17 protein-coding genes are annotated in these 21,081 nt (G+C 58.2%); 6 read left to right on the forward strand and 11 right to left on the reverse strand.

Going from position 1 to position 21,081, the window contains the following annotated elements:
• Window positions 1–143: 143 nt before the first annotated feature.
• The 8 genes from BK667_RS12895 to BK667_RS12930 all read right to left on the reverse strand — a co-directional run bounded on the left by BK667_RS12895 (window position 144) and on the right by BK667_RS12930 (window position 10,728).
• A complete protein-coding gene (locus BK667_RS12895; protein WP_123597826.1) occupies window positions 144–2,429 on the reverse strand; it encodes an Orn/Lys/Arg family decarboxylase in 2,286 nt (761 codons plus the stop codon).
• Complete coding sequence (potE, locus tag BK667_RS12900) at window positions 2,426–3,835, reverse strand: putrescine-ornithine antiporter (protein WP_123597827.1); 1,410 nt, start codon at window positions 3,833–3,835, stop codon at window positions 2,426–2,428. Before potE ends, BK667_RS12895 begins: the two co-directional genes overlap by 4 nt.
• Before the next feature lie 128 nt (window positions 3,836–3,963).
• Window positions 3,964–5,115, reverse strand: a complete 1,152-nt coding sequence (locus BK667_RS12905; protein ID WP_123508356.1) for an MFS transporter — start codon at window positions 5,113–5,115, stop codon at window positions 3,964–3,966.
• The gene (locus BK667_RS12910; protein ID WP_123508355.1) at window positions 5,099–6,133 is read right to left on the reverse strand and encodes a GlxA family transcriptional regulator; all 1,035 of its coding nucleotides are present in this window, start codon (window positions 6,131–6,133) and stop codon (window positions 5,099–5,101) included. Before BK667_RS12910 ends, BK667_RS12905 begins: the two co-directional genes overlap by 17 nt.
• 2 nt (window positions 6,134–6,135) lie before the next feature.
• Window positions 6,136–7,485 (reverse strand): MmgE/PrpD family protein, encoded by a 1,350-nt coding sequence (locus BK667_RS12915; protein WP_123508354.1) that lies wholly within the window; start codon window positions 7,483–7,485, stop codon window positions 6,136–6,138.
• Between the two features lie 85 nt (window positions 7,486–7,570).
• Window positions 7,571–8,569 (reverse strand): glycine betaine/L-proline ABC transporter substrate-binding protein ProX, encoded by a 999-nt coding sequence (proX, locus tag BK667_RS12920; protein WP_123508399.1) that lies wholly within the window; start codon window positions 8,567–8,569, stop codon window positions 7,571–7,573.
• A gap of 109 nt (window positions 8,570–8,678) precedes the next feature.
• Window positions 8,679–9,644 carry a glycine betaine/L-proline ABC transporter permease ProW gene (gene proW / locus BK667_RS12925; protein ID WP_123597828.1) on the reverse strand — a complete coding sequence of 322 codons (966 nt, stop codon included), beginning with the start codon at window positions 9,642–9,644 and terminating at the stop codon, window positions 8,679–8,681.
• Window positions 9,645–9,690: 46 nt separating this feature from the next.
• On the reverse strand, window positions 9,691–10,728 hold the full coding sequence (locus BK667_RS12930) for a quaternary amine ABC transporter ATP-binding protein (protein WP_123508352.1): 1,038 nt from the start codon (window positions 10,726–10,728) through the stop codon (window positions 9,691–9,693).
• A 448-nt stretch (window positions 10,729–11,176) separates the two neighbouring features.
• Between BK667_RS12930 and BK667_RS12935 the strand changes: the two genes are divergently transcribed.
• Complete coding sequence (locus BK667_RS12935; protein ID WP_185058209.1) at window positions 11,177–12,139, forward strand: LysR family transcriptional regulator; 963 nt, start codon at window positions 11,177–11,179, stop codon at window positions 12,137–12,139.
• A gap of 53 nt (window positions 12,140–12,192) precedes the next feature.
• Here BK667_RS12935 and BK667_RS12940 read toward each other — a convergent pair whose 3' ends face one another.
• On the reverse strand, window positions 12,193–13,428 hold the full coding sequence (locus tag BK667_RS12940) for an aromatic ring-hydroxylating oxygenase subunit alpha (RefSeq protein ID WP_123508397.1): 1,236 nt from the start codon (window positions 13,426–13,428) through the stop codon (window positions 12,193–12,195).
• A gap of 594 nt (window positions 13,429–14,022) precedes the next feature.
• On the opposite strand from BK667_RS12940, the gene BK667_RS12945 reads away from it, so the two are divergent.
• From BK667_RS12945 to BK667_RS12955, 3 genes are read left to right on the forward strand one after another with little or no spacing between them, the layout of a single operon-like run.
• Entirely contained in the window at window positions 14,023–14,934 is a 912-nt protein-coding gene (locus tag BK667_RS12945; protein WP_123508351.1) for a dihydrodipicolinate synthase family protein, read from the forward strand.
• Window positions 14,927–16,444 carry an aldehyde dehydrogenase gene (locus tag BK667_RS12950; RefSeq protein WP_123508350.1) on the forward strand — a complete coding sequence of 506 codons (1,518 nt, stop codon included), beginning with the start codon at window positions 14,927–14,929 and terminating at the stop codon, window positions 16,442–16,444. Before BK667_RS12945 ends, BK667_RS12950 begins: the two co-directional genes overlap by 8 nt.
• Window positions 16,441–17,787, forward strand: a complete 1,347-nt coding sequence (locus BK667_RS12955; protein ID WP_123508349.1) for an NAD(P)/FAD-dependent oxidoreductase — start codon at window positions 16,441–16,443, stop codon at window positions 17,785–17,787. The genes BK667_RS12950 and BK667_RS12955 overlap by 4 nt, the downstream gene beginning before the upstream one ends.
• A 41-nt stretch (window positions 17,788–17,828) precedes the next feature.
• Here BK667_RS12955 and BK667_RS12960 read toward each other — a convergent pair whose 3' ends face one another.
• Together BK667_RS12960 and BK667_RS12965 are read right to left on the reverse strand one after the other, a co-directional pair.
• Window positions 17,829–18,584 carry an SDR family NAD(P)-dependent oxidoreductase gene (locus tag BK667_RS12960; RefSeq protein ID WP_123508348.1) on the reverse strand — a complete coding sequence of 252 codons (756 nt, stop codon included), beginning with the start codon at window positions 18,582–18,584 and terminating at the stop codon, window positions 17,829–17,831.
• Window positions 18,585–18,596: 12 nt separating this feature from the next.
• A complete protein-coding gene (locus BK667_RS12965) occupies window positions 18,597–19,364 on the reverse strand; it encodes an SDR family NAD(P)-dependent oxidoreductase (RefSeq protein ID WP_123508347.1) in 768 nt (255 codons plus the stop codon).
• A 232-nt stretch (window positions 19,365–19,596) separates the two neighbouring features.
• On the opposite strand from BK667_RS12965, the gene BK667_RS12970 reads away from it, so the two are divergent.
• Window positions 19,597–20,304: a TetR/AcrR family transcriptional regulator gene (locus tag BK667_RS12970; protein WP_123508346.1), complete on the forward strand. Its 708-nt coding sequence runs from the start codon at window positions 19,597–19,599 to the stop codon at window positions 20,302–20,304.
• Window positions 20,294–21,070, forward strand: a complete 777-nt coding sequence (locus BK667_RS12975) for a pyrroline-5-carboxylate reductase family protein (RefSeq protein WP_123508345.1) — start codon at window positions 20,294–20,296, stop codon at window positions 21,068–21,070. The genes BK667_RS12970 and BK667_RS12975 overlap by 11 nt, the downstream gene beginning before the upstream one ends.
• Window positions 21,071–21,081 lie beyond the last annotated feature (11 nt).

Genomic DNA, 21,081 nt, shown 5'->3' on the forward strand with positions numbered 1-21,081 from the left:
GGTTCATTGACTGAAGAGGACTATAACCTCAAGCGGATAGAGTTCCACTCCGATACATCTGCCGGATGCTGCGCTGCCGATTTATTTGTGGAGCCCGTCAGAACTATATTTTGGTCGTCGTCCCCAGCGGTGCCCCACTTACCTCATTTCAACACCAGCAAGCTATAAACCCCTGCCTCACTTTCGATCCCATGGGTGTCGTGGGTGAAACCGGGGAAGGATTTGTCAAAAGCCTCCAGTGCCTTGAGATACGCCAAAAACGGCCCATCCGCAGGTCCGGCGTTCTCGCCTGGCATCAGCAACGGAATGCCCGGTGGATAGGGCACGATGCCGGTGGCGACGATACGTCCGGCGGCTTGTTCGAGGGTGACCCGCTCGATGTCGTTGCGCACCAGCTTCTCGTAGGCCTCCACCGGGCTGAATTCGGCTTTGGGCAGCATGCCGAAGGCCTGGGCCATGTTGGCGGTGGTCTTGTGTTTTTTCATGGCGGCGAAGATGTCGTCGGCCAGGTCCTTGAGGCCCATGCCGTTGTATCGCGTCTGGTTGGCGGCCAGCAGGTCGGGCAGGCACAGTTCCAGTTCGACGTTGTCGTCGTAGTCGCGCTTGAAGTCGAGGAGGGCGTTGACCAGGGTGCCCCATTTGCCTTTGGTGATGCCGATGGAGAACAGGAACAGGATGGTGAAGTCGGTGGTTTTTTCGACCACGATGCCTTGGCGACCGAGGTAGGCCGTGAGCACACACGCCGGGATGCCCGAGTCGAGCAGGTTGCCGTCGTCGCCCATGCCGGGGCTGAGCACCGAGACCTTGATCGGGTCCAGCATGCAGTAGCCGTCCTCGATGTCGCCGAAACCGTGCCAGACCTCGTTCGGGTGCAGGACCCAGCAGTTCGGCTCGGTTTTCAGCAGTACCGGATCGACTTCATGGAACGGCACGGTTGTGCCACCGATGTGTACCGACGGCGGCTGCCAGCAGGTGAAGAACCAGTCGTCCTTGCTCAGCATCTCGTTGTGCATACGCGAGATGACCTGGCGGAACGAGACGGCTTCTTCGATGGATTCGCTGGTGAGGATCTGCCCGCTCGGGGCTTCCATCATTGCCGAGCTGACGTCGCAGGAGGCCATGATCGCGTAGTTGGGCGAGGTCGAGGCGTGCATCATGAACGATTCGTTGAAGCGCCCGTGTTCGATGGGATTGCGACCATTGCGCACGTGAATCATCGAGGCCTGGGAGAGGGCGGCCAACAGTTTGTGGGTCGATTGGGTGGCGAACACGGTTGGCTTCGACGCGTCGTGATCGTCCGGGCTGCCGTGCATGGCGAAGCGCTCGCGATACAACGGGTTGAACCGCGCGTAGCCATACCAGGCTTCGTCGAAATGCAGCCGGTCGACGCTCTGGCCCAGCAGCTCTTCAACCCGGGTGACGTTGTAGGTCAGGCCATCGTAGGTGGAGTTGGTGATGATCGCGTGAACCGGTGTCGGATCGATCCCGTCCTTGACCAACGGGTTGTTGGCGATGGCGGCTTTCACGCCTTCGGCGCTCAGTGTCTGCGGCAGGATCGGGCCGATGATGCCGTAGCGGTTGCGGGTCGGCACCAGGTACGTCGGGATCGCGCCAGACAAGGTCATCGCGTGTTCGGCGGACTTGTGGCAATTGCGATCGCACAGGGCAATCTGATTGCGTGTGACGCTGGCCATCAGGATGACCCGATTGGAGGTCGACGAACCGTTGGTGACGTAATAGGTGCGGTGGGCGCCGAAGACCTTGGCGGCGTAGCGCTCACCCTGGCCGATCGGGCCGCTGTGATCGAGCAGCGAACCGAGTTCGCCCACCGAGATCGACAGGTCGGAACGCAGCAGGTTTTCCCCGAAGAATTCGTAGAACGCACGGCCCGCCGTGCTTTTCAGGAACGCGGTGCCGCCGGCATGGCCGGGGGTGTGCCAGGAATATTCATAGGTTCGGGCAAACTTCACCAGGGCGCCGAACATCGGTGGCAACGCAGCCTGACGATAGCGTTCGATGGCGGCCAGGATGCGACCGCTGAGGAAGCGGCTGGTGTCTTCGGGCAGCCAGATAAAGTCGTCGGCGTGTTGCATGACCACCAGCGGAATGCTCGACGCGGTGCTGCGGTCGCTGATCAGGAACACCGGCACGCGGGTGTTGCGTTCGCGCAGGCTGACCAGCAGTTTGATGCATTCTTCGTGGCCTTCGCTTTTGTCCATTTCCCAACTGAGCAGCACGCATTGCACGGCCGGGTCAGAGCGCAGGATCGACGTGGCGTCGCTCAGGGTTTCCGAGGCGATGACGTGTACGGCGCGTTCTTCCACATCGTTGATCAACTGATCCAGGGCACGACCGAACACGGTGCGTTTGTCCGGCGGGTTGCTCACCAACAGCGTGAGCATCCCGAGCGTGTGTCGATATTCCGTCATGATTGAGGCTCCAAAGTGGCGGATTGCAAGTGGTTGACCGGCACCGGCTCGCCCTTGATGTGCTGCGCACTGACGGTTTGCGTCGGTACGCTGTTGTTGAGTGCTTCGAGGCGGATCAGGCGGTTATTGACGAAGCCGAACAGCGTGTAGCCGAAGATCGTCGCCACACCGCCGAGCATCAGCGCTTGCTCGCCCGAACTGTAGAGCGCGAGATAGCTGTAGGCCGCCGCCACCCAGGCAATGATGTTGGTGACCAGCGCCTTGCCGGCCGGCACGTTGGACACTTTCTGCATCGTCGCCAGCGCCGCCATGGACAGGATGTACGGCACCAGATTGGTCACCACCGCGAGGTTGACGAGGGTGTCGAACTGCTTGCTCAGGTCCGGGCTGATAGTGAGCAGGCCCAGCGCAGTCTGTCCGGCGAGGAGAATCAGCATGCCGACAATCGGTGTGCCGGCCTTGTTGGCCTTGGCGAAGATCGGCAGGAAATAACCGGTGTCCGCCGAGCTCTTGAACACCTGGGCGATGGTGAACTGCCAACCGAGCAGCGAGCCGATGCAGGCCAGAATCATCGCTGCCATCACGATATCGCCGATCAACGGCGTGAACATCTTGGCGAACACCAGCCCGAACGGGGCCGTGGAGGAGGCCAGTTCCGGGTTGGAGACGATACCGGCGATGACATTGGTGGAAACGATGTAAATCACCGCCGCCCCCAAGGTGCCGCCGAGCACGGCAATCGGTACGTTTTTCTCGGGGTTTTCCACGGCGTCGGTGTTGGCGCACGCCGATTCCAGCCCGAGGAATGCCCACAAGGTGATCGCCACTGAGGCACCAGCAGCTTCGAACCAGCCCTTGTCGTGCGGGTTCCAGCCAGCGGCGTAGATGCTGCTGTCAAACCAGAACCAGCCGACCGTGGACACCAGCACCACGGGCGCAATCACGCCCCACACGGTCACCGCGCCGATGCGCCCGGTAATCCGCGCGCCACCGAAGTTGGCGAAGGTGGTGATCCACAGCAAGGCAATCGTTGCCAGTCCCACTTGCAGCGAATCCAGTTTCACGTCAAACAGCACCTGGATGTAGCCAACCGCCGTAATGCTGATCGCCACATTGGCAATCAACAGCGATACGCCGTAGGTGTAGTTGGTCAGGTAGTTACCGGCCTTGCCGAAGGTGTATTCGGCATAGCCACCCATGCCGCCGGTCTTGCGACTGAGCATCCCGCAACGGGCAAACGCGTACGCCAGGGCCAGCGAGCCAGTGGCCGTGATCAGCCAGGAAAGAATCGAAATAGCGCCGACTTCGGCGAGTTTGGTCGGTAACAACACAATGCCCGAGCCCAACATGTTGACGGCCGTCAACATCGTCAGTTGCCCCACACTCATTTTCTTCGCGACTGACATTCCGTTGCCTCTTTAGATAGCGTTGTGGAGTTTTAGATATAGCAAAGGATGGGGAGGGTGCAAGGAATGGAGGTGTTTAATCACGATTTGGAATAAGTCGAAGTCAGGACGTTTCGATGTCAGTTCGGTTATTGCCTGATCGATCGGGCGGTCGCACTGACGAAGACCAGAAGGACAATCACGCCGCTCAGCGCGACGGACAAGCTGCTGAGATGGGCGACTGCGCCGATCACTACCGGACCGAGCAGAATGCCGGCGTAGCCCATCGAGATGACGGCGGGGATGGCCACCGCTTGTGGCATGCGTTGTTGGCGGCCGACCGCGGTAAAGAGCACGGGGACAATGTTCGAGCAACCCGCCCCGACCAGCGCGTAACCCACCAAGGATGCGGGCCAGCCATCGAATGCCAGTGATACGGCCATGCCCGCCGCTGCGCATAACCCACCCAGCGCAATCACCCGCACACCGCCCAATCGGCTGACGATGGCATCACCTGTCAGACGGCCGACCGTCATGGCCGCGGCGAAGGAGGCGTAGCCCAATCCCGCAATGCTCGGGTCCAGCCCTCGGTGAGAGACAAGGAACACTGCACTCCAGTCGAGCATCACGCCTTCCGTCATGAAGATGATGAAACACAGCATGCCCAGCAGCAGCACGATACCTCTGGGAATCGCGAACAACGGACCGCCGCGTTCAGTGCCGTAAACCAGCAACGCAGGTGCCGCCTTGTACAGCGCGCCGAGTACGACGGCAACCATGCAGAGCGTCGCTATCAGTGGATCGAACCCCACTGACAGCAGGGCAGTCATCGCGCCGGCGCCCAGGATGCCGCCGACGCTGTAGAGGCCGTGGAAACCGGATTGCAGTGCTTGCCCGCTGTTCTTTTCGACAATCACCGACTGAATGTTCATCGCGCAATCCAGCATGCCCATGCTGGCGCCGAAGAAAATGACCGCGATGACCAGGCCGGGTAGCCAGATCACTGTGCTCAAGATTGGAAGAACGGCACACAGTGCAATCGTCGCGCAAATGATCACCGGCCGACAGCCATAGTGAGCCGTGAGGTAGCCAGCGAAGGGCATCGCGACAATCGATCCGCCCCCCAGCCCGAGCAGTAGTAAGCCGAGACTTCCGTCATCCAGGCCAACGCGTTGCTTCACCAGCGGCACCAGTGGCGCCCAGGCGGACATCAGCAGGCCCGCAATCAGGAAGGCGATGCGCGTGGACAGGCGCTCGCCATATTGAGCCCGGGCACCGGCAAACTCAGCGCCTGCGTTCATAGGTGGCCCTGTAGTTGCTCGGCGCAACGCCGAAGAAGTCACGAAATCGCCGATGGAAATTGGCGAAACTGCAAAAACCGGTGGCAATCGCGATATCGGTGATGGGCCGGTTGCTCTGCAAAATCAGCTGCCGCGCCCGGGTCAGGCGAAGCTCGAGGTAGTAGCGCTTGGGCGTGGCGCCAACGAAGCGGCAGAATCGCCGCTCCAGTTGGCGTTTGCTGATGTTCACCCAGCCCGCCAGCTCGTCGATCGACAGCGGCTCTTCGATATTTTTCTGCATCAGCTCCAGCGCGAGTTTCAGGGATTGGGGCAGGGTGGGATCCGAATCCACGGTGACCGCCGATATGCCGGAGACTTCACCGGGTTGATCGCAACCAAGGATTTCCTCTACGGCGTGGGTCAGCGACACGCCTTTTTGGGCGCTGATGAGTTGCAGCATCATCCGTAACGAACTGCTGGCGCCAGCGCAGGTGATGCGGTTTCTGTCGATGACGTGGGTTCGGCTGGAGACCACTACTTTGGGAAATACATCCTGCATCATCGCGCGCCCGTCTGGATGAAACGCACACTCGACACCATCCATCAGTTGCGCGTCGGCCAGGAAGAAAGCGCCATTCCATAAACCCCCGAGGGTCGCGCCGAGCGAGGCGACGTTGCGCAGCTTGCGGCGTAAAAGCGGGTCGCTGATCAGCTTTACCCTCAACCCACCGGCCACGATCAGGACGTCGATCCGATCGGGCAAGTGGGCCAATTCCAGGTCGGCGGAAATGGCAATTCCCAGGTCGCTCATCACCAGGCGACTCTTCAAGCCGACTGTCAGCACCTCAAACCCCGGCGTCTCGCTGATCAGGTTTGCGGTCACCAACGCATCAATGGCGCCGGTGAATGACATCATCGAGAAATTGTTCAAAAGGACGAAGGCGACACGGGTCAGGGCCTGCGGCTTCACGGTTTTTTCCGCCGTGCAGGCGTACCCCATGTTCTTGTCCTTGAGCACGCTCTCGAATACGAATGTCATGACTAGACAGCGCTTTTCGGCGCGTTGAGCAACAACTCAAGAAAGGCCTGGCAATCCTGACTGTCGGGCAAGGCTTGAATGGCCTGTTTAATCCCGTTGCTGAGGGTGACACCCAGGCTGTCATCCGCGAGCAGATGGTATTTATCGATCAGCTCGGCGCTCGACATCGGGTTGCCCGGGTCGCCCTTGGCGGTGGCCGTAGGGCTGGCGAGACGGCTGCCGTCTTTCAGGGTCACGGTCACGCGGGAAAGAATTTCCTCCGGGAATCGGCTGGACAGATCGGGCGCCTCGCGAAGGGTGATCTTCGCGCTGACACTCAAAATGTCCGGCGAATGAATGGCGTCTCCGGTGACCTCGCCAGGGCCAAGCTTTCCGCGCGTTATCAAGGCGGCCAGTGGAAACGCCAGCGCGTACTGGGCTTCATCCGCGTTCTTCGGGAAATACCCCTGCAAGCACACGGATTCATGGAATGTTTCAACGTCGATGGTTTCGATCGACTCAGGCTTGATGGCGGGATGCGTTTGCATCAGCGCGGTCATCGCTGTGAGTGCCGGTTGCGCCCAGCGACACACGGGCCATGGCTTGAAATATTGCTCGTCGATTTCCCAGCGGGTGCCGATGTCCTGCCAGAAGCTGGAAATTTCCAGCGGTTCGACCGTCGCCGCCGGGGCACCGGTAATGCCCATCCGGGCCATCAGTAGCGCGTTGACTCCGGCAAACGCCCCGGCGCCGTGGGCATCACGCAGCATCGACGGGAAGCTGATCAACCGCATCATCGGGCACCTCGGGCCGAAGTATTCGGCGATACCCAGGGCGTGGCGAAACGTCGTTTCGTCCAGCTTCAGCAAGCGTGCACCCGCACAGACAACGCCGATCCCGGAAAAAGCTCCCGACGCGTGATATTCCGGGGCTGTGGCCATCAAGGCCTGACCGGCACGCAATGCTGTTTCATAACCGATGCATAGCGCCATGAGCAGCTCTTCGCCGCTGATGTCTTGCCCTTGATTGAAGCAAGCATCCACCAACGCAATCACCGCAGGCACAACCGTTGCACCGGCGTGGCCTTTGGAGGTGAAGTGGCCTTCATGGGCGTCCAGGCTATCGACACTGAAACCACCCGCATACGCGGCGCCCAATGGATGAACAGCCCTGCCGTCGAACCACAATCGGCTGGCGAGTTGATTGGCCGAGAAGTTCGCCTCAGCGTAGGCCTTGAGCAAGACGCTGGTTTGATTGTCACGAGCGCCCGCGGCCACACCGATAATGTCCAGCAGGCAGGTTTCAACCAGCTCGCGTGTGTGCTGCGGAACGTCCTTGTAGCTGAAATTCTGGACGAAAGAATACAACGGCATCTTATGATTCCTGAAGAGTGAATTCCGAAACAGAAGAAAAGTTGCCGGGCCAGGGCAACTTATTAAGCAGCTTTAAACGCGGAGGTTATTTCTGTGCAGTGGCGGTATTTGCAGCGGCGCGTGCATCCGCTAACCAGCTGTCGTACTTCCCGCGATGGGCGGCGATCCATTCCGCGGCATGACGAGTGATGTCCGCTGCACTTTTCTCGCCGTTGTGCATTTTCAGATTCTGCGCACTTTCATCGTCGGTGGAGATTTGCATCTCGGACAGAAACTTGGTGGCCACCGGATTCTTCTCGGCGAACTCTTTGTTCAGGACAGCCCTGACCGAATCCACCGGGAAACCGAGGTTTTTGCCGTTAAACGTCGTATTGGTATCGTTTTTACCGCTGGGCAGATCGGTACGCGGTACGGTCAGCCAGACAACGTCTTTACCTTCAACCAGCACACCGGAAATCCATTGCGGCACCCAGGTGTAATAGAGGATGGACTTGCCTTGTTTATAACGGGCGATGGTGTCGGCCATCAGCGCAAAGTAGGAGCCCTGATTGTTTGAAACGGTCTTGGTCAGGCCATAGGCTTTCATCTGGTGCGCAATGATCAGTTCGCAACCCCAGCCTGGATTGCAACCGGTGAGGTCGGCTTTACCGTCGCCATCGCCATCGAACAGCTTGGCAATCTCGGGTTTCTGCAAGTCTTCAATCGAGGTGATTTTGTATTGGTCAGCGGTTTTTTTATCAATCATGTAGCCCTGCAACACGCCCGGCATGATATCGCCGGATTTCACCATCGCATCATCGCCACCGGCTTTGTCGTAGAACGATTCATGCAGTTTTTCCCACATGTGCACGGTGAAGTCGGCGTCGCCACTGGCGAGCGCAACAAACATGGTGGAGTACTCGGTCTCCTTGGGCGGCTGAACTTTGTAGCCAAGTTCCTTGAGGCCCGCCATGGCAATCTCGCCGCGGAATCGCTCTTCGGCGATTGACGGGAAAATAGGGGTGATCGATACCCCTTTGCCTGGTTCTGGCGCATTCGCGGCGGACGCGAAAACTGGAGATACCGCCAAGGCTAGAAGCGCCACGGAACGAATAAGATTTTGTGCAATTGCGCGTTGTGTGAAATTCATTGTCGTTACCCTATGTGAATTAAGGAGCTGGCATTTCTTATGGTTCACGGCGCCGCCAGGCGGGTTAACTTTCTTTCGGACTGACTTCGATTTTTTGAATGGGGGGTTTTCTTTTCAGGCGAAACAACACGCCTACAGGGCCTGTCTGGTACCAGCGCTCACCTTTGGTGGCCCGGTTACTGCGCTCGCCCATGGCCTGGGTCAGGCGGTCGAGGAAAATCGCCAGCAATACCAGGCCTACGCCACCGACGGTCGCCAGGCCCATATCGAGGCGACCGATCCCGCGCAGCACCATCATTCCCAAGCCACCCACCGAAATCATCGAGGCGATGACCACCATCGACAGTGACAACATCAATGACTGGTTCAGGCCGGCCATGATCGTCGGCGCCGCCAACGGCAGTTGCACGCGCCTCAGCATTTGTCGCGGGGTACAGCCGAACGCACGGGCGGCCTCGACCTTGTCTTCCGGCACTTGTCGAATGCCCAGATTGGTCAGCCTGACCAGCGGGGCGATCGAAAAGATGATGGTGACCAACACCCCCGGCACGTTGCCGATACCAAACAACATGACCACGGGCACCAGATAAACGAATGCAGGCAGTGTTTGCATGGCGTCGAGCACCGGGCGCAGCAGCATCTCCAACCGGTCACTGCGGGCGCACAAGACCCCAAGCGGTATGCCAATGACCGCGCAGAAAAACAGTGAAGTGAGCACCAGAGCGAGGGTGATCATCGCGTCATTCCAGACACCAATTACGCCCAGCAGCGTCAGCGTGACAAAACAGAGGATGCCTATTTTCTTTCCACCCACCTGCCAGCCAAACAACGTGGCAACAATGATAAATATCGATGGGGGAATGGACAGCAAGCCAAACTGAATACCATTGAGTACTTGGTCGATTGGCCATCTGATCGAACGGAATATATCGCGGAAGTTATGAACCAGATAATTAAGGATAACTTCTACCCATTGGCCCAGAGGAACGTTGATAGATTGAAACGGGTCTAGAAGATTGAATTCGTTCATGCTAATCACCTGAATGTCTGAGCCTGGCAAGCCAGCAAGTAACGCCTTAGTGGCGGCTCATTGTCTGGAGCAATAGGCTCTTGGAGATCGTGCCTTTGAACACTCCCTGGCGATCCAGCACGGCAACCGGATTAACCGCATCTGCAACAATGTGGAAGATGTCTTGAAGTAGCACATCATCACGCAGCGTAGGCGTGGCTTGATCCTTCGCGTAAGGGTGTTCCGCACAGATCCTGGCAACGTCGCCAGCCTTCAGGATCTTTGATGCATCGAAACCTTTGAAGAATGCCCTGACGTAATCATTCGCCGGGTGACACAGCAGCTCCTGGGGCGTGCCGATCTGCACGACCCGGCCGCCTTCCATAATCGCAATGCGATGGCCGATTCGAATCGCTTCGTCGATGTCGTGTGAAATGAAGATGATCGTGCGGTGTTGCTCTGCTTGCAGGCGAATCAATTCGCCCTGCATTTCGCTGCGAATCAGCGGGTCGAGTGCCGAGAAGGCTTCGTCCATCAGCAGGATGGCCGGGTCATTGGCCAGCGCTCTGGCCAGGCCGACCCGTTGCTGCATACCGCCCGACAATTGATGCGGATAGCTGTAGGCGTGTCCGTCGAGGCCCACCTGTTTAAGGGCTTCCAGCGCACGAAGATGACGCTCGCTTTCTTCGACCCCCGAGATTTCCAGGCCGAACGCCACGTTGTCGATCACGCTCATATGAGGCATCAGCGCAAATGACTGAAACACCATGCTCATGTCTTTGCGTCGAACACTCAAAAGATCCGCGTCCGATAGACCGGTGATTTCCTGGCCATTGAGATGGATAGTGCCCGAGGTCGGTTCGATCAGTCGGTTGAACAACCGAACCATGGTCGACTTCCCGGAGCCGGAAAGTCCCATGATGACGAATATCTCTCCGCGTTTTACTGAAAAACTGGCGTCAAAAACACCGACAACTTGGCCCGTCTTGCTGAAGATTTCATTCTTATCCGCGCCGCGGGCGAGCATGTCCATGGCGAGTTTTGGTTGCGTGCCAAAAACTTTATAAATGTTTTTTACCGAGAGTATCTCGTCACCAAGACTCATAACCCCTCCTGCTGCAATTACGACATAAAATCAAGACTTTGCGGTACGTATCTTGATCAGTTAAGACGGCGCGTGTGAGGGCAGTCAAGCTGAGAGAAGGGACGGGAATTAGTCATTGTGACTTTCCTCATTATTATGTGATGTTTATTGTTTTTCTTTTGTCGGCGCTGAATTGAACAGTTCCTTGAGGTCCAAGTTATTACCTAATAAGGTCAGCGTCTAACAACATTTCTTCTGACCTATCAATAACCCTATGTTATCGATTGCGAACAGACTGGCATTTCCGTTTGAACAGCATCGTTTTATGCACTCAAGCGCTGTTTCCCGCTGTCGTAGACGCTTTGTTTCAGCTACTCTCGGGCTTGCGCTGTGGGTGGAACCTTGCCGCTGATTTCATCTCTCAAGGCCCTTCCAGGGGCCCCTGACCAGGCATTCAATACTCTAGGTTATGGTTAAGCACATCGATCCAGATATGACGCTGCTGAAAATGCCGTCGCTCAAAGCGGTCAAGTCATTCGTTGCCGCTGCCAAATACCAGAGTTTCACCCGTGCGGCTGAAGCACTGTGTGTGACCCAGGCAGCGATCAGTCGGCAGATACGAGAGCTTGAGGCGTACCTCGGAGTGGACCTGTTCAAGCGAGTGGGGCGGGCGGTCGAGCTGACGGAAGCCGGTTCGATATTTTTCGATGCCGCACAGTTATCTTTCGTGAACATCTCCCAGGCCGCCGAGCGGATTCGCACCAACAATGCCGGCAAACGCACGTTGACGCTGTGCTGTTCCCCCGCGTTTTCAGCCCTCTGGCTCGCCGCCAAGCTGCCGGGTTTTTTCACCAAGAACGCAGACATCGACCTCAACCTGGTCACCACTCAAAACTTCCTGTCGATGGAGCCGGGTGTCACTCCGGACATTTTCATCACCAAAATGGCCAGGGTTCAGGATGGCTATCGGAGTTATCCGCTGTTTCATGACGTCATCTATCCGGTGTGCACGCCTCGCTATAAAGATGAGCACCCAGAGCTTTCCAGCCTGGAGGGTTTGCGCGACGGGGTGTTGCTGAACCTCAGCCCCTATGGCAGATCCCAGGTGGCAGAGCACGTCGATTGGGGCGTCTGGCTGGCTTATCACGATGTCGATATCGAAAAACGCCCCCACGACAGCCCGCACGTTTTCAACGCGAATGACTACAACCTGGTGATCAGCATGGTGTTGACCCATCAGGGCGTCGCCCTCGGCTGGAATCACCTGGTGGCAAACCTGATCGCAAATGGCACGTTGATTCGGCCGGTCGAGGAGGAGGTGGTCCTGCATGAAAGCCAGCACTACCTGACTTTTCGCGAAGACCGAATCAATGACGATGCTTGTTGCCGGCTTAGGGACTGGATTCTTGCGCAGTTCTCCCGAAGCGATTAGACGGGGATGCCAGCGGTGGCCCTGCAGGGTTCTCACCGCCGGCAAAGGCGCACTTAGCCGACCGACCTTAATGTGATCGTGTCGTTGAGTTGCTCAAGCATCGTCTTGCAGTACCAATCATCAAACTGGCACACGCCAATTTCGCTGGCCACCGACAGCGGGCCAGGCTCGAAAGCCGGCGAGTTGACGCCGACCTGAGCGCCTTCCACCAAAATGCGGTCCTGGTCATTGGTGGCGAGCCAGACTTTGGTCAGTCGATCGATGTCGTAGTCGACGCCTTCCTGCGCGGTCTTTTTAACAATCCATTTGGTGGTGACCATCGTCTCGTTCGGCCCGATCGGCAGAACACGGAAGCTCAATGCGTGATCGCCGAGGAAGTGGTTCCAGGTTGAGGGATAGTTGAAATACAACAAGGCGCCGATATTGGCTTCGCCGGTGGTGTCCAGGCGACCGGCTACCGCAGGCTTGCCGTCCATGGTGTAGCTGACGGCCCCCGAAAACAGTGGGATGCGGGTCATGCGGAACCGGCCCTTGTCGTCCATGACCAGCCGACTCGGCAGGCCGGCCGCTTCGCAGCGGTCCCAATGTTCCTTGAGTTCGAGGTCTTCATCGCCACCCGCGCCGCCCACTGACGGGTTGTCGACGAAGGAGTGCATCAGTTCCGGGTGAGTGAAGTCGCAGTGGTAACACTCGCGGTTGTTCTCGAATACCAGTTTCCAGTTGCCTTTTTCGATGATGTTCGACTCGAACGCGACTTTGCAGTCGTCCAGGTAATGCGGCGCCACGAAAGGGGTGACGGATTTCCTGAATGACGAAAAGTCCGGGGCGATGTCCGCCACGCACACATAGATGTAGGTCTCGACGACCTCGCAATGCACCGGTTTCAATCCAAGCTGGGACTTGTCGAAATCGTCCCCCATGTTGCCGGCGAACAACAATTTACCGTCCAGCTCATAGGTCCATTTATGGTAAGGGCACACGAGTTTGGCGACCTTGCCGCTGGCTTCCGGGCACACCTTGGAACCGCGATGACGGCAAGCGTTATGGAACGCCCGAATCTGTTTATCGGCGCCACGCACGACAGCGACAGGGTAGTCGCCCACTTGCAGCGACAGGTACTGGCCTGGCTTCTCCAGCTCGAAGGTGTGTCCGGCGAAGATCCAGCTTTTGTGCCAGATCTGTTCCAGGTCCTGCCGGTAAACGTCCGGGTCGCTATAAAGGGCACCTGGCAGCGCGTAGTCAGGCTTGCGCTGCGCAATAAGATTTGAAACGGCCGATTTAGTGCTCACGGTCAACACACTCCAGATTACCAAGGGGGCGACATATCCAGCCTGCTCAGCGTGATGAGGCTGAAGGTCACTTGTTTCGTTTATTTGTCCATGTGTGCATGTATAGCAATATTTTTATATCCGCTTATTCGAGCCCGATCAGCAGATTCAAACTAATGAGATGGGCGTGCGGAAAAACTTCGCCGTTTATTCGTTGATAAAATATCGCTGTTGTAAGGCTACGACCCCAATCATCTATCAACAAGAAACTTTTACGCTGAGCAATGCATAAACAAATGTTATCGATTGAGGTTGCGGCTTCGGCACCTGTTTTATAAGTGATTGAAATTAAACGTATAAAAATCAGGCAGGGTTTGGCACTCTGATGTTTAAACACCTGCAAGCAAGAAATACACTCTATTGACCACCTTCCTGCCCCATGCCAGTCTGGATTCAAGAGTTATTCCTGCCAGTCGGTAAACCACTTCGGATCTACGGACATCATGACGCTTTATTGAAGCCTATGAACGGCGCGATAAAAGTACCGTCGTTATTCCCGTGTCTGAATATTGGCAACGTTGATCTTCCATACAACCCACATTCGGAGCATTTATCTTGAAATTTGAAGGTATCTATACGCCAGCAGTTACCCCCTATAAACCCGACGGGGAGATCGACTGGAGTGTGTATTCGGAAGTTTTGGAGTCGCTGATTGAAGCGAAGGTGCACGGCATTATTATCGGCGGCTCGACCGGTGAATATTATGCGCAGACGTCGGAAGAACGGACTGAGCTCGCGGCCTACGCCAAAGATGTCATCGGTACTCGTGTGCAACTGATCGTTAGTACCGGGGCCATTCGCACCGAAGATGCCGTCCAGTACGCGAAGGACGCCAAGGCGATCAACGCCGACGCCATACTCGTCACGTCGCCGCCTTACGCACTGCCAACCTCCCGGGAAAACGCGATCCACGCGCTGACCATCGACCGCGCCGCCAACTTGCCGATCATGCTTTACAACTACCCGGGCCGCATGTGCGTGTCGATGGATGAGGAGTACCTGACCCGCGTGAGCGAGTCGCAAAACGTGATTGCCATTAAAGAGAGCTCCGGCGACATGGGCCGGGTGCATTTGCTGGCGCGGCAGTTTCCGAATATCGGACTGTCATGTGGCTGGGATGACCAGTCGCTTGAGTTTTTTGCCTGGGGCGCCAGGAGCTGGGTGTGCGCCGGTTCCAACTTCCTGCCCCGTGAGCACGTAGCGCTTTATGAAGCCTGCGTAATCGAAAAGAACTTCGACAAGGGCCGTCAGATCATGTCGGCGATGATGCCGCTGATGAATGCCTTGGACGGCGGCAAGTTCGTGCAGTCGATCAAGCACGGTTGCGAAATTGCCGGGTTGAACGTAGGCGACGTGCGCTTGCCGCTGCAGCCACTTGAAGCCGAAGAACAGCAAAGCCTGGCCTCAGTCATCGCCGAACTTAAACGCAATGTAGCCAACATTACTTCGGGAGCCAGCCATGGGTGATCTTCTCAGCAAAGCCGAGTATGCCGCCCTGGCGAAAGACATTTCGCTGCCCTCCAAGGCGTTTATCAACGGCGCGTTCAGACCGGCGATCTCGGGCCAAACCTTCGCGACGCACAACCCGGCGACCGGTGCGTTTTTGACGGACGTCGCGGCGTGTTCGGCCGAGGATGTGGACCTTGCGGTGAGTAATGCCAAAGAGGCGTTCGAGGATGGACGCTGGCGCTCGATTTCCCCTCGGGAACGCAAAGCCGTCCTACTGAAATTTGCCAGCCTGCTGGAAAATCATCAGCACGAACTGGCCGTCCTTGAGAGTCTCGACAGCGGCAAACCTGTGAGTGAATGCCAGTTGGTGGACGTGCCGGACACCATCCACACGCTACGCTGGCACGCGGAATTGATCGACAAGATTTACGACAACACCGCTCCGGTGGGCAGCGACGCGCTGACCCTGGTAGTCCGCGAGCCCATCGGCGTGGTGGGCTGCGTATTGCCGTGGAATTTCCCGCTGTTGATGCTGGCCTGGAAAATCGGTCCGGCGCTCGCGGCCGGTTGTTCGGTCATCGTCAAACCGGCCGAGCAAACCTCGTTGACCACCTTGCGCGTGGCCCAGCTCGCGTTTGAAGCCGGGATTCCCGCCGGCGTGTTGAACATTGTGACCGGCACGGGCAAGGAGGTCGGTGAGCCGATTGGCTTGCATAACGACGTGGATATGGTGAGTTTCACCGGCTCAACCGCGACCGGCCGCCGATTCCTGCATTACGCCGCCGATTCGAACCTGAAACGCATCGTGCTGGAGTGCGGCGGGAAAAACCCGGCGGTAGTGATGGATGATGCGCAAGACCTGGATCTCGTCGCCCAGCATGTGGTCAACGGTGCGTTCTGGAACATGGGCGAAAACTGTTCCGCGACTTCGCGCCTGATTGTGCATGCCTCGGTCAAGGATGAACTGCTGGAACGCATGGGCGCCTACATCCGCGAGTGGAAAATGGGCGACCCGCTCGATCCGGAAAACCGCGTCGGGTCACTGGTCAGCCCGGAACATTTCGCCAAGGTGAAGTCGTACCTTGAGCACGCGACTGCCGGGAATCTCAGCGTCGTGTACGGTGGCGCCACCCAGGACGGCGCCTTTGTCGAACCGACCGTGATTGACGGTGTGGAGCGCAATAGCCGGTTGTTCCAGGAAGAAATCTTCGGCCCGATCCTGTCGGTCACCACGTTCAATACGCTCAGCGAAGCGATTGCCCTGGCCAATGACACGCTATACGGCCTGGCGGCCTCGGTTTATACCGGCAGCTTGCGCCGGGCGATCAAGTTGTCGCGGGAAATCCGCGCCGGCATCGTCACCGTGAACTGCTTTGGCGAGGGCGATGCGTCGACCCCGTTCGGCGGCTACAAGGAATCGGGTTTCGGCGGTCGGGACAAATCGATTTTTGCCCATGACCAGTACACCGAAATCAAAACCATCTGGATCGATGTGTCTGATCGGTCGGATGAAGAGACCGAAAAATGAGCACCCATACCATCAAGCGCCTGCCGGTCGACACCGGGGTCTCAGGTTGGGAGGCGATTTCCGTTCGCACTGCGCCCGTGCGCAGGCTTGATGGAAACGTGATGGCGGACTGGCTGATTATTGGTGCCGGTTTTGCCGGCCTTTCCGCTGCGCGCAGGCTTTCGCAGCTGCACCCCGGTGACCGCATTGTGGTGGTCGATGCGCATGAAGTGGCCAAGGGACCGGCCGGCCGCAACTCGGGTTTCATGATCGATGTGCCGCACAGTCTGTCGTCCGGTGAATACTCCGTGGCAAGCGGGTCGGCCACGGCGCTGGAGATCACGCAAAATCGCTTTGCGATCGAGTTCGCGGCCCAGGCGGCACGCGAGTACGGGATGTCAGCCGAGACGTTCGACCCTTCAGGGAAGATCAACGCGGCCGCCACCGAGCGCGGATTGAAACTGAACGTCAATTACGCTCACTCCCTTGAGAGTATTGGCGAAAAGTACGAGATGCTGGATGCCGCGCAGATGCGTGAAATCACCGGCTCGACCTATTACCACGGCGGGATCTACACCCCCGGCGCGGTGATGATTCAACCCGCGCAATACATCCGGGACCTGGCCGCGGGACTGGCCGGGAACATCACGCTGTATGAGTGTTCGCCGATTGTTGAATTGTCGAAGCAAGGCAGCGACTGGGTGGCTCGGTCGCCAGACGGGTCAGTGCATGCACCCAAGGTCATACTCGGGGTTAACGGTCACATTGAAGATTTTGGCCACTATCAAGGACGCTTGCTGCACGTCTTCACTTACGCCTCCATGACGGCAGCGTACAGCGACGAGGCGTTCGGCAAACGGGTGTCGGGCAAAGCCAAGTGGGCCTTGTTACCGGCGGATCCCATGGGCGCGACGGTGCGCAAGATCTCTGCGGACGGTCAATCGCGCATCGTCATCCGGACCAAGTTCACCTATGACCCGACGATCCAGGTAACGCCAGAACGTGTGGCGGCGGTTGCCAAGGAACAGCGGCATTCGCTGGATGCGCGCTTTCCCGAGCTGCAATCCACGGCATTGGAGTTCAGCTGGGCAGGGCGTCTGTGTTTGAGCCGCAACAGTGCCGCTGCGTTTGGGGAGATTGAAGAAAACCTTTACTCGGCATGCTGCGAAAATGGATTGGGTACCGTCAAGAGCACCCTGGCAGGGGTGATGGCGGCGGAGTTGGCGTCGGGTACGCGGTCGGAGTTTCTGAACAGTTTCAGTCACGCACCAGGACCCAGCAGGCTGCCACCCAAACTGATCACCAAGTTGGGGGTGAGTTCGGTGATTCGCTGGCATGAGTTCTGGGCCGGGCGGGAAGGTTAAGGGGAGGGGGCGAACGCCCCCTCCGTTTGCAACTTATGCGTTCAAAACGGCAACGGCAGTTTCGCGGTGCGGCCGCCATCCACCACCAGCACTTGGCCGGTGATGAAGGCCGATAACTCGGAGGCGAGGAACACCACGGCGCCGCCAATGTCCGTCGGCATCCCGGTGCGCCCGACCGGATGAAGTCGCAGCAAGGCCTGACGCGCCGCTCGCGGATCAGCCTGGGTGGCGAGATACGCATCACTCAACTCGGAATTGATCCACCCGGGGGCGATGGCATTACAGCGAATGCTGTCCCGCCCAAGATCGACCGCCAGCGCCCGGGTCAATCCGTGGATGCCGGCCTTGGAGGCGCAATAGGCGGCATGTTCAGGGTTAGAACCGATCCCTTCGATCGACCCGATGTTGATGATGCTGCCTGCGCCTCGGCGCCGCATCTGAGGCACGAGCGCCTTGCACAGAAATGCCGGCGCCCGCAGATTGACCGCCATCATGCGATCCCAATCCTGCTCGGTCATGTCATCGATGGTTTTCTCGAACATGAACCCCGCGTTGTTGACCAGCACATCGACGCCGCCGAGTTGCTCCTGAGCGACTTGCGCGATCAATCCCGGGGACTCGATCGAGGCAAGGTCGGCCTCGACGAAATGCACGCGGGGGTGCTTGCGTAATTGCGCGTCCAGCGCCTGGCGCTGAGCGATCAGCACCGAAGCTCCCGCTTCAAGCAGTTTCTCGGTAATCCCCCGGCCAATGCCTCGGCCGCCCCCGGTCACCACTGCATTTTTACCCTTGAGCATCGCGCGTTCTCCTCAACCTGATACCGGCTTGGCGCCGGTGACTTCTACGGTTTCACCGGCGATGTACCGGGCTTCGTCGGACGCCAGAAACGCGATGACATCGGCGATATCCTCGGGCTCGGCGATACGCCCCAGTGGCACGCTCTTGTTCAACTCCTGCACGGCCTTGTCCGGGTCCAGGCCACGCCGCTCAAAGCCGCTGCGGATCATCGGCGTATTGATTTCGTGGGGGCAGACAGCGTTCACACGGATGCCCAACGGCGCACAGTCGCGGCCCAGGTTCTTGGTCAGCGCCGCCACCGCCCCTTTGCTGGTGCAATACGCCACGTGGGCCGGGCCGGGGTAAATGCCCCAGACCGAAGAGGTATTGACGATCGTGGCGCCGGGGCGATTTTTCATGTGCGGTATCGCTGCGCGGCAGATGAAGAACACGGCGTTCAGGTTGACGCCCATGGCGTCGAACCACATTTCGTCAGTGGTTTCCTCAATGGTGCCCCGAGGAATAATGCCCGCGTTGTTCAATACGATATCGATCCCCGAAAAGACATCGACGGCCGTTTGGACGATGGCTTCGCAATATTCTTTGCGGCGCAGATCGCCGGCCAGATAGTGCACTTCGGCGCCGAGTTCTCGGACCTTGGCGGCAATTGATTTGCAACCGGCTTCGTCAAGATCAGACAGGAAAAGCCTGGCGCCTTCACGGGCAAACAGTAACGCCAGCGCCTGTCCCACACCCCCAGCCGCGCCTGTAACGATCACCACCTTGTTATCGAACTTCATGGCACCTACCTATTATTGTTTTTCGGTAGAACCATTATTTGGTTTCACGGCTTCATAGCGTCTAGCAACTTTTTTACCGGGCCAAAGATAACGTGCTGTTATCCAAAAAGAGGGAATTGCAGTCGAGAGGGAGGATCAGCGTCCAAAAAATGTACGCCACTGTACATGGCGTGTACGCCACGGATACTGAGGTGTAGAGTGGCGAAGAATTTTCAAAAGAAGGTGCACGCGGATGTCGCAGGCAGCAAAGGCGAAAACCAAAGGGCAGGATGCAGGCTGGCGCGGCTCCGTCGATGTCTGGCTGGACGCCGCCTACGATGCGCTCAAAGAGTCCGGTGTGGATGCGGTGCGGGTGATGCCGCTGGCCAAACACTTGAACTTGTCACGTACCAGCTTCTACTGGTTCTACACCGACCGTGAACAATTGCTCGCGGCACTCCTGGCTCGATGGCGCGACAAGAACACCGGCGGCATGGTTAACCAGTGCGAGAGCTACGCGGAAAGTATTTCCGAGGCGATCCTCAATATTTTCGAGTGCTGGGTAAACCCTGATCTGTTCGATTCCCAGTTTGAATTTGCGGTGCGCAGCTGGGCCTTGCAATCAGACGAGGTCAAGGACGAAATCGCCCTGGCGGACGAAACCCGGATGAATGCCCTGGCCGCCATGTTCCGACGGTTCGGCTACGAAAACGAGGCGGCGGACGTGCGCGCCAGGACCATCTACCTGACGCAGATCGGCTATATCTCCATGAAGACCACTGAAGACATCGTCGTGCGTTTTCGACGGATTCCCCAGTACGTGAGCGTGTTTACCGGCAAGGCACCCAAGCGCCGCGAGCTGGACCGTTTTTTTGGGAAGTTCGGCTACGCGGAAAAAGAGCCGGGCGTCTTTGTTCCCTTGGTCGATACCTTCGAAGAGTCGACTGCCGATGGCCAATAGAACCCTGGGCGTCATCGGCGGCACCGGTTGGCTGGGGCGCGCCATCGTCGAGGCGCTGCTCGAACAGCATCTTCTGAAGCCTGACGACGTATTGATCTCGAATCGCTCCGGCACAAGCACCTTCGGGCCGGATGTGCGTCTGCTGGCGGATAACCAGCAATTGGTGGACCTCAGTAATGTCGTGGTGCTGTCTATTCGGCCGGAGCAATTTCGTACACTGCAGATCAACGCCAGCGGCAAAGTGGTGATTTCCCTGATGGCGGGTGTCACTGCGACGGACATTCGTGCCGCCAGCGGTGCAGCAGTGGTTGTGCGCGCCATGCCCAATGCCGCCGTGGAAATCCGGCAATCCTTCACGCCTTGGTACAGCGCCGGACCACTGGATGAGCGCGACCGTGCCTGGGTGCAGCGTCTGTTTGAGTGCGTCGGCACGGCGAGTGAAGTGCCGGATGAAGACTGTATCGATTACCTGAGTGCGTTGTCCGGGACCGGGCCGGCCTTTCCGGCCATGTTGCAACTGGCGCTGACCAATCAGGCCGTAGCCGCCGGGATTCCACTTGCCATCGCACAACAGGCGGCACGCGGCGCAGTGGTCGGGGGAGGGCAGATGCTTGCCCGCCACGATCCGCAGCAACTGATCGAGTCGTTGATGGCTTACCGTGGGGTGACGGCAGCGGCATTGCAGTCGATGGCGGATGAAAATATCGAAGCCGTCATCGGCCGGGCCGTGGCGGCGGGTGCTGCAGTGGCGCGGCGCGGGATGTAGCGAGGTGCCCT

Origin of the sequence: Pseudomonas frederiksbergensis, from assembly GCF_003732705.1 — a bacterium.
Lineage (GTDB): Bacteria > Pseudomonadota > Gammaproteobacteria > Pseudomonadales > Pseudomonadaceae > Aquipseudomonas > Aquipseudomonas frederiksbergensis_F.

Bases quoted from the DNA above. Each gene is read 5' to 3' on its own strand.
- BK667_RS12895 (WP_123597826.1), bottom strand. From the start codon at position 2,429: ATGACGGAATATCGACACACGCTCGGGATGCTCACGCTGTTGGTGAGC.
- potE (WP_123597827.1), bottom strand. From the start codon at position 3,835: ATGTCAGTCGCGAAGAAAATGAGTGTGGGGCAACTGACGATGTTGACG.
- BK667_RS12905 (WP_123508356.1), bottom strand. From the start codon at position 5,115: ATGAACGCAGGCGCTGAGTTTGCCGGTGCCCGGGCTCAATATGGCGAG.
- BK667_RS12910 (WP_123508355.1), bottom strand. From the start codon at position 6,133: ATGACATTCGTATTCGAGAGCGTGCTCAAGGACAAGAACATGGGGTAC.
- BK667_RS12915 (WP_123508354.1), bottom strand. From the start codon at position 7,485: ATGCCGTTGTATTCTTTCGTCCAGAATTTCAGCTACAAGGACGTTCCG.
- proW (WP_123597828.1), bottom strand. From the start codon at position 9,644: ATGAACGAATTCAATCTTCTAGACCCGTTTCAATCTATCAACGTTCCT.
- BK667_RS12930 (WP_123508352.1), bottom strand. From the start codon at position 10,728: ATGAGTCTTGGTGACGAGATACTCTCGGTAAAAAACATTTATAAAGTT.
- BK667_RS12935 (WP_185058209.1), top strand. From the start codon at position 11,177: ATGGTTAAGCACATCGATCCAGATATGACGCTGCTGAAAATGCCGTCG.
- BK667_RS12950 (WP_123508350.1), top strand. From the start codon at position 14,927: ATGGGTGATCTTCTCAGCAAAGCCGAGTATGCCGCCCTGGCGAAAGAC.
- BK667_RS12955 (WP_123508349.1), top strand. From the start codon at position 16,441: ATGAGCACCCATACCATCAAGCGCCTGCCGGTCGACACCGGGGTCTCA.
- BK667_RS12960 (WP_123508348.1), bottom strand. From the start codon at position 18,584: ATGCTCAAGGGTAAAAATGCAGTGGTGACCGGGGGCGGCCGAGGCATT.
- BK667_RS12965 (WP_123508347.1), bottom strand. From the start codon at position 19,364: ATGAAGTTCGATAACAAGGTGGTGATCGTTACAGGCGCGGCTGGGGGT.
- BK667_RS12970 (WP_123508346.1), top strand. From the start codon at position 19,597: ATGTCGCAGGCAGCAAAGGCGAAAACCAAAGGGCAGGATGCAGGCTGG.
- BK667_RS12975 (WP_123508345.1), top strand. From the start codon at position 20,294: ATGGCCAATAGAACCCTGGGCGTCATCGGCGGCACCGGTTGGCTGGGG.